16 protein-coding genes are annotated in these 15343 nt (G+C 52.2%); all 16 read left to right on the plus strand.

What is annotated here, in order from left to right; genetic code table 11:
• Positions 1-75: 75 nt before the first annotated feature.
• Complete coding sequence (locus MKX98_RS05980; RefSeq protein ID WP_233354764.1) at positions 76-735, plus strand: MBL fold metallo-hydrolase; 660 nt, start codon at positions 76-78, stop codon at positions 733-735.
• Between the two features lie 404 nt (positions 736-1139).
• Positions 1140-1586 (plus strand): NUDIX hydrolase, encoded by a 447-nt coding sequence (locus MKX98_RS05985; protein ID WP_339222032.1) that lies wholly within the window; start codon positions 1140-1142, stop codon positions 1584-1586.
• A 16-nt stretch (positions 1587-1602) separates the two neighbouring features.
• Positions 1603-2145, plus strand: a complete 543-nt coding sequence (locus MKX98_RS05990) for a histidine phosphatase family protein (RefSeq protein WP_339222034.1) — start codon at positions 1603-1605, stop codon at positions 2143-2145.
• Positions 2146-2361: 216 nt separating this feature from the next.
• A complete protein-coding gene (locus MKX98_RS05995; RefSeq protein ID WP_074961888.1) occupies positions 2362-2550 on the plus strand; it encodes a hypothetical protein in 189 nt (62 codons plus the stop codon).
• Between the two features lie 216 nt (positions 2551-2766).
• Positions 2767-3375 carry a metalloregulator ArsR/SmtB family transcription factor gene (locus MKX98_RS06000; RefSeq protein ID WP_339222036.1) on the plus strand — a complete coding sequence of 203 codons (609 nt, stop codon included), beginning with the start codon at positions 2767-2769 and terminating at the stop codon, positions 3373-3375.
• Positions 3372-4301, plus strand: coding sequence for a sigma-70 family RNA polymerase sigma factor (locus tag MKX98_RS06005; protein ID WP_339222038.1), 930 nt, complete (start codon positions 3372-3374; stop codon positions 4299-4301). Before MKX98_RS06000 ends, MKX98_RS06005 begins: the two co-directional genes overlap by 4 nt.
• Positions 4302-4380: 79 nt before the next feature.
• Positions 4381-4827, plus strand: coding sequence for a VOC family protein (locus MKX98_RS06010; protein ID WP_339222040.1), 447 nt, complete (start codon positions 4381-4383; stop codon positions 4825-4827).
• Between the two features lie 225 nt (positions 4828-5052).
• The gene (locus MKX98_RS06015) at positions 5053-5316 is read left to right on the plus strand and encodes a B-box zinc finger protein (RefSeq protein WP_339222042.1); all 264 of its coding nucleotides are present in this window, start codon (positions 5053-5055) and stop codon (positions 5314-5316) included.
• Between the two features lie 68 nt (positions 5317-5384).
• Positions 5385-6173, plus strand: coding sequence for a prolipoprotein diacylglyceryl transferase family protein (locus MKX98_RS06020; RefSeq protein ID WP_339222044.1), 789 nt, complete (start codon positions 5385-5387; stop codon positions 6171-6173).
• A 17-nt stretch (positions 6174-6190) separates the two neighbouring features.
• Positions 6191-7606: a radical SAM protein gene (locus tag MKX98_RS06025; protein WP_194541143.1), complete on the plus strand. Its 1416-nt coding sequence runs from the start codon at positions 6191-6193 to the stop codon at positions 7604-7606.
• Between the two features lie 75 nt (positions 7607-7681).
• The gene (locus MKX98_RS06030; protein ID WP_339222046.1) at positions 7682-8815 is read left to right on the plus strand and encodes an SGNH/GDSL hydrolase family protein; all 1134 of its coding nucleotides are present in this window, start codon (positions 7682-7684) and stop codon (positions 8813-8815) included.
• 250 nt (positions 8816-9065) lie between these two features.
• Entirely contained in the window at positions 9066-10124 is a 1059-nt protein-coding gene (locus MKX98_RS06035) for a LacI family DNA-binding transcriptional regulator (protein WP_339222048.1), read from the plus strand.
• On the plus strand, positions 10105-12003 hold the full coding sequence (locus tag MKX98_RS06040) for a sensor histidine kinase (RefSeq protein WP_339222050.1): 1899 nt from the start codon (positions 10105-10107) through the stop codon (positions 12001-12003). Before MKX98_RS06035 ends, MKX98_RS06040 begins: the two co-directional genes overlap by 20 nt.
• Positions 11996-13501 carry a response regulator gene (locus MKX98_RS06045; RefSeq protein WP_339222051.1) on the plus strand — a complete coding sequence of 502 codons (1506 nt, stop codon included), beginning with the start codon at positions 11996-11998 and terminating at the stop codon, positions 13499-13501. Before MKX98_RS06040 ends, MKX98_RS06045 begins: the two co-directional genes overlap by 8 nt.
• Positions 13502-13614: 113 nt before the next feature.
• Positions 13615-14499 (plus strand): sugar ABC transporter permease, encoded by an 885-nt coding sequence (locus MKX98_RS06050; protein WP_071221331.1) that lies wholly within the window; start codon positions 13615-13617, stop codon positions 14497-14499.
• On the plus strand, positions 14496-15326 hold the full coding sequence (locus MKX98_RS06055) for a carbohydrate ABC transporter permease (RefSeq protein WP_339222053.1): 831 nt from the start codon (positions 14496-14498) through the stop codon (positions 15324-15326). Before MKX98_RS06050 ends, MKX98_RS06055 begins: the two co-directional genes overlap by 4 nt.
• Positions 15327-15343: the final 17 nt, after the last annotated feature.

The following is a 15343-nucleotide window of genomic DNA, read 5'->3' on the forward strand; positions in this document are numbered from 1 at the left end:
GAATCTGCGACACGCTGGTTCCCGTACTCGAAGCGATGTATAATTGGGTACGATTCATAATCAAAAAAATTACAGTTGGCGGGTGTAGAATTGCAAATTCAAAAGATAAAGAATAGAAGTTTCTTGTTTACCAACCATATCCCTACTGGATGGGATTTAAATGTTCAACTGATTATGGGAGACCGGAATAATTACATTATCGATACGGGTCTGGGCTCACGGAACATCGAGCCTGTCAAAGAATACATAAAGCATGACAGCAAGCCAACCATTGTAATCAATACGCACCATCATTGGGACCATATCTGGGGAAATGGCTCGTTCCGAGACTGTATCATCATATCTCACAAGCTATGCAGGGAAATGATGGAGTCGGGCTGGGAAGGCATGATCCAGAAAAACATGAGGTTTGTTGAGGGCGAGGCAGAATTGGTTCTTCCCAATCTGACATTTGATAACGAATTATATTTTCCGGAAGACAACATACGGCTCATTTATACTCCTGGCCATACCGTGGATTCCATAAGTGTGTTGGACGAGTTAGAGCAGGTGATCCATGTAGGCGATAATGTAGGTGACTCCATGGATGAAATTATTCCAAGCATTTATGTTGAACAAGATCTTTATATACAAACGCTTTTGAAATATAAAGAAATGGATTTTGACACGTGTATATCGGGTCATAATGTGATGTTGGATAAGCAGGTCATAGAGCAGATATTGAGCAAGCTTTAGGATCTGGGTAGAGCTATATTGCCGAAAAGCAGATAACCGAGTGCAACGGGAATAACCCCGTTTTCTCTCGGTTTTTATTTATCGGCAAGGATGCATTTATACCTCGGTTATATCACCACGTCGCTCGGACGAATCCGTTGCGTAGTAAACGGATGGAGCTTGGCATGGTGGATATTCCTCCTTACAGAATTAATGCTGGAACCTATTTTGCGGTCTCCTGTAAGGTGAGAGTCAACAGGTTAAAAACAACTAAAGTTGCTTAGTTGCATTCAGAGAACAATGTTGGAATATCTGTGTGAATGGAAGTTGGTTCATCAGCGGAACATCGTACCCCCTTATCAACAACGGTCCGTATCGTGTAAAGTAATAAAATAAGAAGAATCCAACGAGCTGGAGGTGTGTTAATGAGCAACCTGTTGCAGGTTAGAGTGACCGGAATCCTGATTGAAGACGAACATATTTTACTGGTCAAACAGAGCGTTTCGGCAGAACGTGGCTGGTCGCTTCCAGGAGGAAGGGTAGAGCAGGGGGAAACCCTGGAAGAAGCCATGGTTCGGGAAATGGTAGAGGAAACCGGGCTGACCACCAAAGTGAAGAAACTCCTGTATCTATGTGATAAACCAGATTCATCGCCATCCCTGTTACATATTACTTTTTTGCTGGAACGCTTAGAGGGTGAGATCCGACTCCCATCGAACGAGTTCGACTCCAATCCCATAGGTGATGTGGTCTTGGTCCCAATCGCAGATCTACCAAGCTACGGGTTCACCGAGAAGTTTATGATGATCGTTCAGCACGGATTTCCCGAGTCCGGAAGCTATCAAGGACTCAAGGTTAATATTGGATTGTAGAGGAGGCACTGGTTCCATGAAAAACGTATTTATTGTGCGGCATTGCAAAGCGGAGGGACAAGCTGCCGACGCTCCGTTAACCGGGCAGGGCATTCAGCAAGCGCTTGAACTTGCGGAGTTTCTCTCGGATAAAGGGATTGATCATATTGTTTCGAGCCCTTACCGTAGAGCCAGCGATACAATAAAACCGTTGGCGGATCTCATTGGCGTGGAAGTCGTGATGGATGAGAGATTAACGGAGAGAATTCTATCGGGTCGCAATGAGCCTGCTTGGCGGGAGATGCTTCGCCGAACTTATGATGATTTGGAGTTGTGTTATGAAGGCGGGGAATCAAGTCGTACAGCCATGCACCGCGCCGTTCGTGTAGTGGAGGAGATCCAGCAGAACTCCAGCCAGAATGCTGTCATCGTGTCGCATGGCAATCTGATCTCGCTTCTGCTGAAGCATTACGACAACCGAATTGGATTCAGGGAGTGGGAGGGCTTGTCCAATCCTGATGTATACCATCTTAGCTTTCTGCAAGATGCACCCGGCATACAACGAATATGGACCTCATGAAGGCTTGAAACGCTTACGTAAAAAAGAATTCATAAGCGTTTATTCCCTATATTTGACGACAGGTCGTCCCCTATAATGGAGTTGCACAGATATCCAGCTTGCTCGCCTTGAGGAGATTACAATTCTCATAACAAAGGATAAACGCAATGTAGACCAGCTGTGTGCATGGGTTCGCAACAACATTAGAGAGATTATGAAATAAAGGGGATACGAAACATGGCCAAAACAAAACGGGGCCGCGCACTCTGGAGTATGCCATCACGTGGCCGCGGCACATGCCCGGTATGCAGCACTTCTCGCATCAAGCTCCTTTACGTCGCCAACAAGTCGGACGGCACGGCGCTGAAGGTATGCAAGAGATGCCAGAATGCCGATCAGTCCAGAGTCGACGCTGCTGTCGTGTAAGACGCGGTTCGTCGGTTAACTGCATGTGAATACGAAACTTGAGAAACGATAGTCATGCAGCAGCCCGCTCCTTTATAACAATGGAGCGGGCTGCTTCACGTTCTGTGAAGTTCAGGCGTTACTGAAGGTTTACTTTGAATTTCGGATGGGATAATATCTGATTTAATGAAACATAAATTAGATGTTCGTCAAATTGTGTAGGGAGTGAACATATCCATGCAATTGGATAAGGTGGTTAGTTATCATAAGGCGCTTGCAGACCCGACGCGAATCAAAATGCTGATCCTGTTAGCCGAAGGCGAATTGAACGGACAGGTGCTGGCCGAGAAGATCGGCGTCACCCCGGCAACGATTACGCACCATGCAGCAAAGCTGCGGGAAGCGAGCCTGATTAAAGAGCGCAGGGATAAGAACACGATCTATTTTTCGCTAAATGATTATTTTATCGCAAATAGCGCGAGAGCGACGGAGAATTTGATCTATCAGAGAGTAAGGCCCGCAGGCGTTCCGGAACGCTTGGAGGAAGACGATCAGCGGACGAGGGACGCTGTCGTGAAGAATTTTTTCACTTCCGATGGAAAGCTGAAGAGCATCCCTGCCCAGCTGAAGAAGAAACTCATCGTGCTTACGCATATGGTATCCCGACTTGAGAAGGGACGTAAGTACACCGAGAAGGAAATCAACGAGTTTATTCAGGGTTACCATGAGGACTTTGCGACTCTTCGCCGGGAGTTCATCATGCATCATTTCATGTTCAGGGATAATGGGGTATATGAGCTCAATCCGCAAGAGATGTGGGCACGGTGGGAGGATCTATCCTCATGAAAGAGGATTCGCCGCTATCGGAGCAACGGATAGAGGATGCTAAAGCGGGGGATTTTGAAGCTTACCGGATGATTGTCCATCAGTATTCCAATGCCCTGTTATCCGTTGCGTACAGTGTACTGGGGGACTTCCACGAGGCGCAGGATGCCGTGCAGGAGGCGTTTTTGAAGAGTTACCGTAACCTGCATACGCTGAACGATCCTGCCAAGCTTGGCAGCTGGTTATATGCGATTGCGCACCGGACCAGTCTCGATTTTGCCAAAAGAAGCAGGCGAACGCTCCCGCTTCATGAAACGGCTTTATCATCGGACAATATCACCCCATGGCTGGAACAATATGTGATCCATGACTCCGTCTGGGGAGCCTTGCAGGAATTGGAGGAGAAGAGTAAAACCGTTGTCGTCCTGCATTACTTAAGCGAGTGGTCCATGAAAGAGATCGGACAGTTCCTTAATATGTCGGTATCTGCGGTTGAAAGCCGTATACGACGTGCCAGAGAAGTTTTGAAACAGCATCTTGCCCGTGATTTCGAGCATTATTTCCATACCCATCGTCTGGGAAGGGATTTCGAGCAGCAGGTCTCGGAGCAAGTCCTTAAGCGAGCCGGTCATTTCTATATTCCAGTCACGGATAAGAGGCAGGCGACCGCATGGTTTATTCTGCATTTTCATCTGGCAACCAGCAGGCACGGAAATCCGGTACTGGAATCCGGACAGGAATTGTATTTGCTCGAATGTCAGCATCACTCACCGTCCAGCATGCCAGTACTCACGTTCGAAGTAGCGAGCGTTGGGCAGTTAGGGCACCGGCTGCATCAACAGGGGGTTAGAAGCGAGCCGATCCGGGAGGATAATGTATTCGGCAAATGGCTGGCATTTTACGATCCCGATGGCAATAAGTATCTTGCGATTGAAAAACATGGATAAAAAATATAGACTTCGTGACGGAATTGATCCGGCTCCATCGTCTATATATTGAAACCACATTAAACAAGAGGTGAATAGGATGACGACAGACAACCAATTAAACGAAGTGCCCAAGCTCCAATCCGTGAACAAGCCTTTGCTAAAGAAGGTTCATTGCAATTATCTCCCGGTAAGGAATCTTCCGCTGGCGGTAAAATGGTACTCTGAGCTATTTGGCCTTACTGTGAGAAAATGCGACGACACGGGCGCTATCCTGATCCTAGGGGACGGACAGTGGCTATTCCTGCTGGAAACACTCGATAACCGAACAGCCAACTTTGTAACCAACCAATGGGATGGGGAGAACTATGAGATGTTTTCGTTAACCTTCGAGGTCGAGAACATTACCGAGTTGCACAAACGGCTGCGGGAGAACGGAGCAGAGGTCGAGCCGCTGGTTGATCACGGTTCCTGCGGATTGCAGTTCAAATTCAAGGATGTGGACGGCAACAAGTTTAATGTTTGGCAGGATGCACCCACGAGCTGACGGATAGAAGACGGGAATGGATAGGCAAGCGCTGGCTTTCATAAGGCAGATGGCTTGCCTTTTTTTTGTTGTTAAAGCGCCGGGGCCATCTTTGCTGCTGGGTATGGCGCCTCTAATGTTACTCATAATCACGGGACAAGCGTCGTAAATGTAGGTGGTAGTCTAATTCTCCGGCAACGTTTACAATAGGGGATATAGGGATTAAATGCCAAGTGAGGTGATTGGATGGAATTCTACCGCTGCATGAACCATCCCGAGAGGGAGGCCGTCGCTCAGTGCACTCGCTGCGGGAAGCCAGTGTGTCAGGAATGCCATAATTCGGAGACAGGCCGCTGCCGCTACCGGTGCGGTGAGATGAACCCCGCTCCCGGTATGCCGGGACGGCAAAGGAACGTATGGGTGACCGTGATCATCTCCATACTGGCCATTTTGGGCGGCCTTGCGCTGCTGCTGCTGACGATTTGCGGCGCAATCTTATTTTCTTATTAAAATAACGCGTGCCTATTTCCGGTTAGATTGCTTTTCCAATTCAAGTTTTGATATCAAGGAGTGGACAGATGGAGTTTCCTGTTTATGTGTACCTGGGTTCCTGGCGGATTCATCCGCACGTGCTGTTTGAATCGCTGGCCTACTTTATCGGCTTCCGCGTGTATTTATGGACCCGCAGGCCGAGCGGCATGACGAAGCTGATGAGCCTGCAGATTCTGGCTGGAATCATTGCCGGCGCGGCCATTGGCTCCAAGCTGCTATTCTGGCTGGAGGATCCGGCCGCCACCTGGGAACAGCTGCGCCAATTCCATCTGCTGTGGGGAGGCAAGACGATTGTAGGCGGTCTTCTGGGCGGGTTGATCGGCGTTGAGCTGACGAAGCGCTTGGTGGGATGGAAGCATTCCACGGGCGATGATTTTGTTTATCCGCTGATGCTGGGCCTGGGACTCGGACGGATCGGCTGTTTTCTGACCGGTCTGGATGACCATACCTATGGTACGCCGACGACCTGGTTCACGGGTGTGGATTTTGGCGACGGGGTTTATCGCCACCCGACTCAGCTGTATGAGATCCTGTTCCTGATCGTGCTTGCCTTGCTGCTGCTTCCGCTGTACCGCCAAAGCCGCGGCAGATCCGCTCGCGAGGGCTACGTGTCCGGGCGGATGTTTCAATGGTTCATGGCCGGGTATCTGCTGTTCCGCCTGGTGATCGACTGGATCAAGCCGACGCCGCATCCTTACCTGGGACTGAACAATATCCAATTAGCCTGCATCGCGGGCCTCATCTATTATGCGTGGCTGATCGGCGGCAGAACCCGGCTTCGCCGATCGATGCCGGGTTCCCAACTTCCAAGCTGACCAAAGGAGTCTTGATTATGCCAAAAAACCGGCCTTATCTGTATCATGAACTGACCAACAGCATATGCACGACCTGTTACCGCAAAGTGGAAGCCAAGATCATCGAGGAGAACGGCATGATCTACATGCTCAAAAGATGCCTCGTTCACGGTCCGGAAAAAGTGCTGATCGCAACCGAGGCCGATTATTACCATCAGACGCGAAAGTTCATCAAGCCGTCCGAAATGCCGCTCGTCTGGAATACGCCGATCCGTTACGGCTGTCCTTACGACTGCGGACTCTGTCCGGACCATGAGCAGCACAGCTGCCTCACGCTACTGGAGATCACGGATCACTGCAACCTGCAGTGTCCGATCTGCTTCGCGGAATCGTCGCCGCATCGCACTTCCTACAGGTCGCTTGCACAGATCGAATTCATGCTCGACCGGATCGTCGAGAACGAGGGGGAGCCCGACATCGTGCAGATCAGCGGCGGCGAGCCGACGACGCATCCGGATTTTTTTGACATCCTGGACATGTGCAAGAGCCGCCCCATCAAGCATATTATGGTGAACACGAACGGTATCCGCATTGCCCAGGACCGCGATTTTGCGCGGAGGCTCGCCGAATATATGCCCGGCTTCGAAATCTACCTGCAGTTCGACAGTTTTGAGGCGCATGTGCTGAAGGAGCTGAGAGGGGCCGACCTGCGGCGCATCCGCCAGCAGGCCATTGACCATCTGAATGAATTCAACATATCCACGACGCTGGTCGTCACGCTGAAGAAAGGCCTCAATGACGGCGAGATCGGAGACATTATTCAGTACGGACTTCAGCAAAAAGCAGTGCGCGGCGTGACTATTCAGCCGATTCAGGCCGCAGGCCGGCTGGAGGGGTATGATCCGGCAACCGATCGGCTGACCGTGAGCGAAGTCCGGCGGATGATCATCGATCAGTCCGAGGTGTTTACGGATGCGGACATTCTGCCGGTGCCTTGCCATCCGGATTGCCTGGCGATGGGCTACGCATTGAAGCTGGGCGGGGAAGTGCTGCCGTTGACGCGGATGATCGACCCGGAAATCCTGCTCGAGGGCGACAGCAACACGATTGTGTTTGAGCAGGATCCGGTCATCCGAAGCAAAATGTTCGAGCTGCTGTCAACGGGCCATTCGCCGCAATCCTCGGCGCTCTCCCTGAAGAGCCTGCTCTGCTGTCTGCCGCTGGCCGCCGTACCGGAGCAGATTACCTATGACAACGTCTTCCGGGTCATTATCATGCAGTTCCTGGATGCCCATAACTTCGATGTCCGCTCCGTCAAGAAATCCTGCGTCCACATCATGCATCCCGACGGACGGATGATCCCGTTCGATACCTACAACATGTTCTACCGGGATGACAAGGAAGAGCTGCTGAAGGAGCTGAAGGCAGAGGTTGCCACGGCCTGGGACCGGTAAGCCGTTCTAAGGCAATGCACTCCATGCCTATGAAACGAAAAGTCGATCCGAGCTTACATAGGGAGGCGATACATTGTGCAGAACAATAGCCCTGAATTTGATAAGGTGTCTCCATTTCAGTTGGATCAGAACATGAAGATTGATAACGCCGGAGCGGACGAACGGTTATGGTATTCCCCATTGGAGGAGCCGTTCCGAGTATCGGGCTTTGCCTGGCTCGACGTTGAACATAAATATCGCAGGCTGCCTACCGTTCCTGATGTTCCCATAGGGCCGGAGGTGGATGCATTAGCGAACTGCACATCAGGTGGTCAGATCCGCTTCCGCACGAATTCGCGAAGCGTCTCGGTCCGCGTGCGGCTGACCGCAGGATCCGGCATGTATCACATGCCGCCAACGGGGGAGTGCGGAGTGGATGCTTATATCGGCGGCCCGGGCGAGTGGAAACATGCAGGAACGGCCCGTTTCCAGCCAGGTCAGGTAGAGTATGAGAGCAGTCTTGTCACTGTCGAGGACCGCAAAGTACGCTCGTTCCTGCTCAACATGCCTTTATACCAGGGCGTCGAGGAGATATGGATTGGACTTGAACCAGAAGCGGAGGTCTGGGCGCCGGAATCCTATGATTCTTCCAAAAAAGTGATTGTATACGGAACATCCATCACGCAAGGCGGATGCGCCTCACGGCCCGGCATGTCGTACACGAATATCTTAAGCCGCAGGCTGCATCTGGAGTTTGTCAACCTGGGCTTCTCGGGGAACGGCAAGGGAGAGCCGGAGCTTGCCGAGCTGGCCGCCCAAATCTCGGAGCCGGCCTGCCTCGTGATTGATTATGAGGCGAATTGCGGGGGGACCGAAGCTTATCGGCAGACCTTGCCGCAGTATATCGAGACTTACCGGAAGTTCCATCCCCAGGTTCCCATCATCCTGGTATCCCGCATCCCTCATGGAGCCGAGTCGTTTATGCCGGAGTTTCGCGAAGGACGGCTGGTGCGGAAAAAGTTCCAGATGGATCTGATCCGGCAGCTGACCGAGGACGGAGACCATAACCTAACATTTGTGGATGGATCGGATTGGTTAGGTGACGATCCCGGGGAGACGACCGTTGATGGGGTTCATCCGACCGACCTTGGCTTCAAGCTGATGGCGGATGGGCTTGAGCCTGTGCTAAGGCAAGTGATTGGCGATAGAGCCGCTGCAGCAGGGCGATAGGGCAGCTAACCGTCCATAGGTTAGCGTATCGGTGTATGTAGGTGTATGTATGGAGATTCATTATCGCAATGAAACGTAAATAAGGTGAATCATTAAGTTACAAAGTCCGTTCCTGGTTGGAACGGGCTTTTGTCTGTGCCCTCGCCTAATTCAAAAACTTTTGATTGTTTGCCTAATAAATGGGATGTTATGATAACAAATAACTAATAAATAATAACTAACCGATTATGCTAAAGGATGTGTGCAGCTTATGGCAGGAAAAGTCACGATGCAGCAAATTGCCGATCATCTCGGACTTTCAAAGTTCGCAGTTTCTAAAGCGCTTTCAGGTAAATCCGGCGTCAGTCTGGAGACAAGGGAGAAAATCGTGAACGTCGCGACCCAACTCGGCTATTTTGCCAACAAGCCGCCGAAGGCCGGAGGCAAGAAAAACGAAACTAATGCCAGCGGCACCCTTGCCGCAAGGGAAACCGTAATCGTGCTCGTTCCGAATGTCCGTTATCAGACACGTGATTCGCTGTATTGGGGGCGAATTATCGATGGAATCACAAATGAGCTTGAGCTGAGGGAGACGGGGATGGTCATCGTGACCGACCAATTCAAGGACAGCTTTGCGAACCTGATTAATCCGAGCGGGGTGAGAGGCATCATCGGCGTCGGATTCATCTCGTCGCAGCTGCTCCTCGAAATCGGGAGCCTGGATATCCCCTTCGTATTGATCGATCATGAAGATCCGCTGATTCCGTCAGACTCCCTGTTCATGAACAATGTGGAGTGCACGAGACGGGTAACCAATTACTTGACGGGGTGCGGGCATCGAAAGCTTCAGTTTGTAGGCAACGTCCGGTTTTCGCGCAGCTTCACCGATCGTTATCAAGGGTACCGCTCCGTTCTCGGCGAGCAGGGGATCCCGCTGAATCAGAACGAGGAGCTGCTCAGCTTCGAAGGGGACAACCGTTCCGAAATGACGGAGGCGCTGGAGATGATTATAAGTCGGATGGATGAACTGCCGACCGCTTTTGTGTGCGCGAACGACTCCATTGCCATCTGCATTATGACGGTCCTTGGCAAGCTGGGTACCAAAGTGCCTGCCGATTGCTCGGTTACCGGCTTTGACAACATTGAGGATGCGGCTTTTGCGACCCCGTCGCTTAGCACCATCCATGTCAACAAGGAGGCGTTCGGACGCAGGGCGGTGGAGATGTTGATGAGACGGGTGGAGCAGCCGGATAGTCCGCTGGAAAAAATACTGCTTGCCGGCGACTTCATCCTCCGCGAATCCACGGCTTATGCCAAGAAGGTCGATTGAGATGAATATGCGCGGCTGCATTGCCCGTCTATGGAAGGAGCGGCCGGCCGGGCGTCTGGACCGGAAGCTGTTTGTGGTCTTTTTGTTTCTGATCATCCTGCCGATCGGACTCATCACGTATTTTGCGGCAGAACGCTATACGGCCACCATCGAGAATAATACGGTCGCCTACGTGTCCCAACTGTCGAGCAAAATGATGGGCAAGCTGGACGATTACGTGACCGATATGATGAAAATTTCGATCATTCCCTCGTACCTCAACGAAATTCAGTCTGGGCTAGAGCTGTCGAATCGGCATTACCAGGCGGAAGGGCAGCCGAAGGAATCGGCGAGCCTGAACGAGAGCGAGCTGAAGCTCCAGATCACGCGCAAGGTCGAGCGGAGCATCTATTTCATGAACAACATAAAGGAAGGCACGAGTAACGTGTATCTGTTCGACCTTTTCGGCAACCCGTACTATGTGGTCAAAAGCGGCGGGAACCGCTCGAATCTGCAGCAGTACTATGACAACTGGCGCAAGCTCGCCACGGCGGCCGGCGGCCGGCCCGTGCTGGTCAGCACGCAGGAGATTGCCGTGTCCGCCGGCAGCAAGCAGTATATGTTCACGGTCGTCCGCGACATTATCGATAAATCGTATCATTCCATCGGCACCATCGTGGTGGATGCCAACATCGGCGTGATCGAAAACATCGTCACCGACCTGGAGGAAACGACGCACGGCACCACCTTCATCTTGGACGACAACGGGACCGTAATCTATGACAGCGAGAAGAAATATTTGTCCCGCAGCATGACCGATAATGAGGCGCTTGCCCAGGCCACCGGAACCGAAGGGAGCTTTCGCCTTGACGTTGGCGGGGAGGAGCAGCTGGTCGTTTACCGGAAATCCGAGCAGACGGGCTGGCTGATCCTGATTACGGTGCCGGAGCGTCAGCTGATGCAGGATGCCCTTAAGACCCGCAAAATTACGATCGCTGCAGCTGTCGGCGTTACCAGCTTTGCCCTCATCATTTCCCTGATTCTGATTTATGCGCTGACAAGACCGCTGCGGTCCATCGTCCATCTGATGAAGCAGGTGCAGACCGGCAAGCTGGATGTGGTGTTCCCGGTCCGAAGGCGTGACGAGGCAGCGCTGATCGGCGTTTCGTTCAACCGGATGATGGCACGCATCAAACAGCTTATTGATGATATTTACACGATCGAGAAGCGGAAGAAGGAGGCGGAGCTGGAGCGCCTACAGCACCAGATCAATCCGCATTTTATCTACAACACGCTGGAGACGATCCGGATGACGGCCGTCCTTCATGATGATCATGAGGTGGGGGATATGGTTCAGCTGTTAGGCCAGCAGCTCCGTTACAGCATTCATGCCGGCAGCGAGGTCGTGGAGGTGAAGCACGAGTGGGAGCATGTCAAAGCCTACATCGAGCTGCTGAATTACCGTTACGGCGAGCGGTTCATGCTGACATTGCCGGAAGATCCGGCAGCTAATTCCATTAAGGTGATGAAGCTGCTGTTTCAACCGATTATCGAGAATGCCGTCAATCATGGCTTTGACGAGAACAAACCCGTGCTCCATCTGACCATTACCTATGCTATGGATGGCACGGACCATGTTTTTACCGTGACGGATGACGGGTTAGGCATGTCGGCAGAAGCGCTTGACAGGCTGCGCCACGTGCTGGATCAGGCGCAGCCTCAAGGTACGGACGGCCGGGGGGTCGGGCTGCGCAATGTGCATGAGAGACTTCAGCTCCGATACGGCAGACCTTACGGCCTTGCCGTAGACAGCGAGGAAGGGCAGGGCACTTCCGTTCGGATTACATTTCCCGCGGACCATACAGAAGAACCGAGAACAGGAGGACTTGCGAATGCTTAACATTGCAGTGGTGGATGATGAGGAACGGATCAGGTTAGGGCTGGGCAAGCTCATACAGGATGCAGGCGAGCAGTACCGCGTCGTGGGGACGTTTGCAAGCGGTCAGGAGCTGCTGAATCAATGGCATGAGCTGCAGCCCGATCTGGTCATTACCGATATCAAAATGCCGCAAATGAACGGGCTCCAGCTAATGGCGAATATCAAGCAGATGGCCTGCCATACCAAATTCGCCGTGCTGAGCGGTTATAACGATTTCGAATATGCCCGGACCGCCATGCGGCAGGGAGCCCTGGAGTATTTGCTCAAGCCGGTCAATATGAAAGAGCTGCTTCGCATGCTGGAGAACGTCGACGAACTGGTCAAGGGCGAGCAGAACGAGCGCAAGCTGGAGTCGGACGATCTGGCGAGCTTCCTGTTAGGCGCGGATCAGCGAAAAATGCCGGGGCATTTGTTCGAGGAAGTCTGCGACCGACTGGATCAGCAGGCGCTGTTCCACGGATATTATGCGGTCATCCTGCTTCGCACATTCCCGGAAATCGTGGAAGAGAGGCTGCTTGAATGGACATCGGCTTGGGGGGCTGAGCGGAAAATTATCGACTGCGAAGGGGAACGGCAGGCGATCCTGGTGTCCATTGCAGAGTCCAGCCATGCGAATATCGTAAGGGAATGGGCTGCGATGCTCCTGCAGCAGCTTCCCGCGGGCACATCGGCGAAGGCAGGCATCAGCGGCGTGTTCAGTGGAAGCCGATGGCTGCCGCAGGCCTATAGGGAAGCCGCGAGCGTGCTGGAGCAGGCTTGGTACAGCGACGAAAGGCGCTGCTGTGGGGGTGAAGGCAGACCGCCGGTTCAGAAGGAAGAGCGCTACCGTCTTGTCCGTTCGCTGGATAAGCTGCTGCTTCCGGCACTGCGTGCCGGCGAGTATGCGCGCTTGCCGGCGGCGCTGCGGACATGGCTGGATGAGACGGCTTCCCTGCAGCCGGGCTGGGCCGAGCTGAGAGAGGTTTGTTTTGCCCTGGAGTCACATGTGGCGGAAGAGATGAAGCTGAGGGGCATTCCAGCAGGGGATGTGGATTGGAGCCTGGAGCCGGGGAACAGCGAGAATTGGCGCTCCTTCGCGGGCCAGCTGAAGAACGCTGTTGAGCAGGCTGCCGGGCTTCTGGATCAAGGGAAGAGCGAGCACCGGGCTGTGGAGACGATCAAAGTCTATATTCAGCAGCATTATACCGAGGAAATAGAGCTGCAGCACCTCGCCGATCTGGTCTATTTGACCCCGAGTTACTTGAGCAAGCTGTTCAAGACCGAGACGGGGGAGACGATTACCGACTATTGTATCGCCGTGCGAATCGAGCATGCCAAGCGGCTGCTGAAGGAGGATCACGGGCTCAAGACGTATATGGTCGGCGAACGCGTGGGCTACCCGGACCCGGCTTATTTTAATAAAGTATTCAAAAAAATGACCGGGAAAACTCCAAAGGAGTACCGTGATTTTGTTAGGTGACTGTTATCTAAACTGAGGACAATAAAAGCAAACAAAGTCTATTATTTTTCGGGGCGCTGTCTTTTATAATGATTGAAAACGGTACCATTTCATCCAGAAAGCGAGGAAGGGAATTGTTCAATTTCAGTTATAAAACGCAGCGCTATCTTATTCTGTTCGGTTTCCTTGCCATTCCGGTGCTCTTGTCACTGACCTTCTCTTATTATCCGGCACTATCGCTGTTGTATTACAGCTTGACGGACTGGTCGGGTCTCGGCTGGGATATGAACTTTATCGGCTTTGACAACTACGTCGAAATTTTTACGAAGCCTGAAGTGTTCAGTTCACTCAAGAACAATCTGTATTATCTGGTCGGGGGCCTCATCCAGGTCGTGTTTGCCCTCTATTTTGCCGTCATTCTGACAAGCAAGCTGAAGGGGAGAAACGGCTTCCGGGTTGCTTTGTTCCTGCCGTACGTGCTGCACAGCGTGGCCACGGTTATCATGTTCAAGAACGTATATCACATGGAGTACGGCTCTTTGAATACGCTGCTCGGCGCGCTTGGACTCGAATCCTTGCAGCAGAGCTGGCTGGGCGATAAGGGGATCGTGAATTTTGCCCTGGCGTTCATCTCGATGTGGAAGTACATGGGACTGAACATGGTTATTTTTATTGGGGCGCTCCAATCGATTCCGGGCGACCTGTATGAGGCAGCCTCGATTGACGGGGCATCGGGTTGGCAGAAGTTCCGTTACATCACACTGCCTAGCATCCGGGGCGTGCTGGAGCTGATGCTCATCCTTACCTTGACGGGCGCGCTCGAAGCGTTCGATATTCCGTTTGTGATGCTGCTCGGGGCGAACGATACGTCGACCTTCGTCATTAAGACGGTGGATACGGCGTTCAAGTATCAGAACTTTGGACTGGCTTCGGCGATGGCGGTTGTGCTGCTAATTATCGTGCTGCTGTTCATTGTCATCCAGCGGAAGCTGCTGTTCAGAGAGGAGAAGCAATCATGAGAAGGGAACGCTCGATCGGCTTTACGATGTTCAACTATTTCACGCTGGTTGTCGCTTTGTTCGTGGTCTTTTTCCCGATTTACTCCATTTTTGTAGGGGCGTTCAAGACCCAGGTGGAGTATTATCAATCAGGCCTTAGTCTACCGGATAATTTTTTAAACTTCGAGAACTTTAAGCGGGTAATCGATATCGGGGATTTGGGACTTGGCTTTCGCAATATCCTGATCGTGCTGGTCATTTCGGTTGTCGGCAATATCCTGTTTGGCACCATGGTTGCTTATGCCGTCGGACGGTTTGAGTTCAAGATGAAAAAAGCCATCATGGGCATGTATCTGGTCGCTCAGGTCATCCCGATGGTCACGACACAAGTGGCTACCTTCAGCGTCATCCAGAGCCTGGGGGCCTACAACACGATGTTTGCGCCGATTCTGCTGTACTTAGGAGCCGACGTGCTCCAGATCGTCATCTATCTGCAATTCGTGAACAGCATCCCGCGGGATTTGGATGAGAGCGCGATGCTGGAGGGGGCGTCCTTGTTCAAAATCTACCGTTCCATTATCTTCCCGCTGCTTGCGCCAGCTACGGCCACCTTGGTCATTCTGAAGAGCATCTCGATTTACAACGATTTTTACACGCCGTACCTGTATATGCCAAGCCAAGACCTGAAGGTGGTGTCTACCGCGATCTATTCCTTCATCGGTCCGAACGCGGCGCAGCTGAACGTGATCTCGGCAGGCATTCTCATTATTTTCATTCCGACGGTCGTGTTGTTCTTGTTCATGCAGCGGTACATTTTTGCGGGCGTTACGAACGGAGCGGTCAAATAACGAACACTTGACGATGT

Origin of the sequence: Paenibacillus sp. FSL W7-1332 (assembly GCF_037969785.1) — a bacterium.
Taxonomy (GTDB): Bacteria; Bacillota; Bacilli; order Paenibacillales; family Paenibacillaceae; genus Paenibacillus_AQ.

What these genes read in the sequence shown, in the direction of transcription:
- MKX98_RS06025 (WP_194541143.1), top strand. Translation starts at nt 6,191, where the DNA reads ATGCCAAAAAACCGGCCTTATCTGTATCATGAACTGACCAACAGCATA.
- MKX98_RS06045 (WP_339222051.1), top strand. Translation starts at nt 11,996, where the DNA reads ATGCTTAACATTGCAGTGGTGGATGATGAGGAACGGATCAGGTTAGGG.
- MKX98_RS05990 (WP_339222034.1), top strand. Translation starts at nt 1,603, where the DNA reads ATGAAAAACGTATTTATTGTGCGGCATTGCAAAGCGGAGGGACAAGCT.
- MKX98_RS05985 (WP_339222032.1), top strand. Translation starts at nt 1,140, where the DNA reads ATGAGCAACCTGTTGCAGGTTAGAGTGACCGGAATCCTGATTGAAGAC.
- MKX98_RS06020 (WP_339222044.1), top strand. Translation starts at nt 5,385, where the DNA reads ATGGAGTTTCCTGTTTATGTGTACCTGGGTTCCTGGCGGATTCATCCG.
- MKX98_RS06035 (WP_339222048.1), top strand. Translation starts at nt 9,066, where the DNA reads ATGGCAGGAAAAGTCACGATGCAGCAAATTGCCGATCATCTCGGACTT.
- MKX98_RS06010 (WP_339222040.1), top strand. Translation starts at nt 4,381, where the DNA reads ATGACGACAGACAACCAATTAAACGAAGTGCCCAAGCTCCAATCCGTG.
- MKX98_RS06005 (WP_339222038.1), top strand. Translation starts at nt 3,372, where the DNA reads ATGAAAGAGGATTCGCCGCTATCGGAGCAACGGATAGAGGATGCTAAA.
- MKX98_RS06040 (WP_339222050.1), top strand. Translation starts at nt 10,105, where the DNA reads ATGCCAAGAAGGTCGATTGAGATGAATATGCGCGGCTGCATTGCCCGT.
- MKX98_RS06055 (WP_339222053.1), top strand. Translation starts at nt 14,496, where the DNA reads ATGAGAAGGGAACGCTCGATCGGCTTTACGATGTTCAACTATTTCACG.
- MKX98_RS05995 (WP_074961888.1), top strand. Translation starts at nt 2,362, where the DNA reads ATGGCCAAAACAAAACGGGGCCGCGCACTCTGGAGTATGCCATCACGT.
- MKX98_RS06015 (WP_339222042.1), top strand. Translation starts at nt 5,053, where the DNA reads ATGGAATTCTACCGCTGCATGAACCATCCCGAGAGGGAGGCCGTCGCT.
- MKX98_RS06000 (WP_339222036.1), top strand. Translation starts at nt 2,767, where the DNA reads ATGCAATTGGATAAGGTGGTTAGTTATCATAAGGCGCTTGCAGACCCG.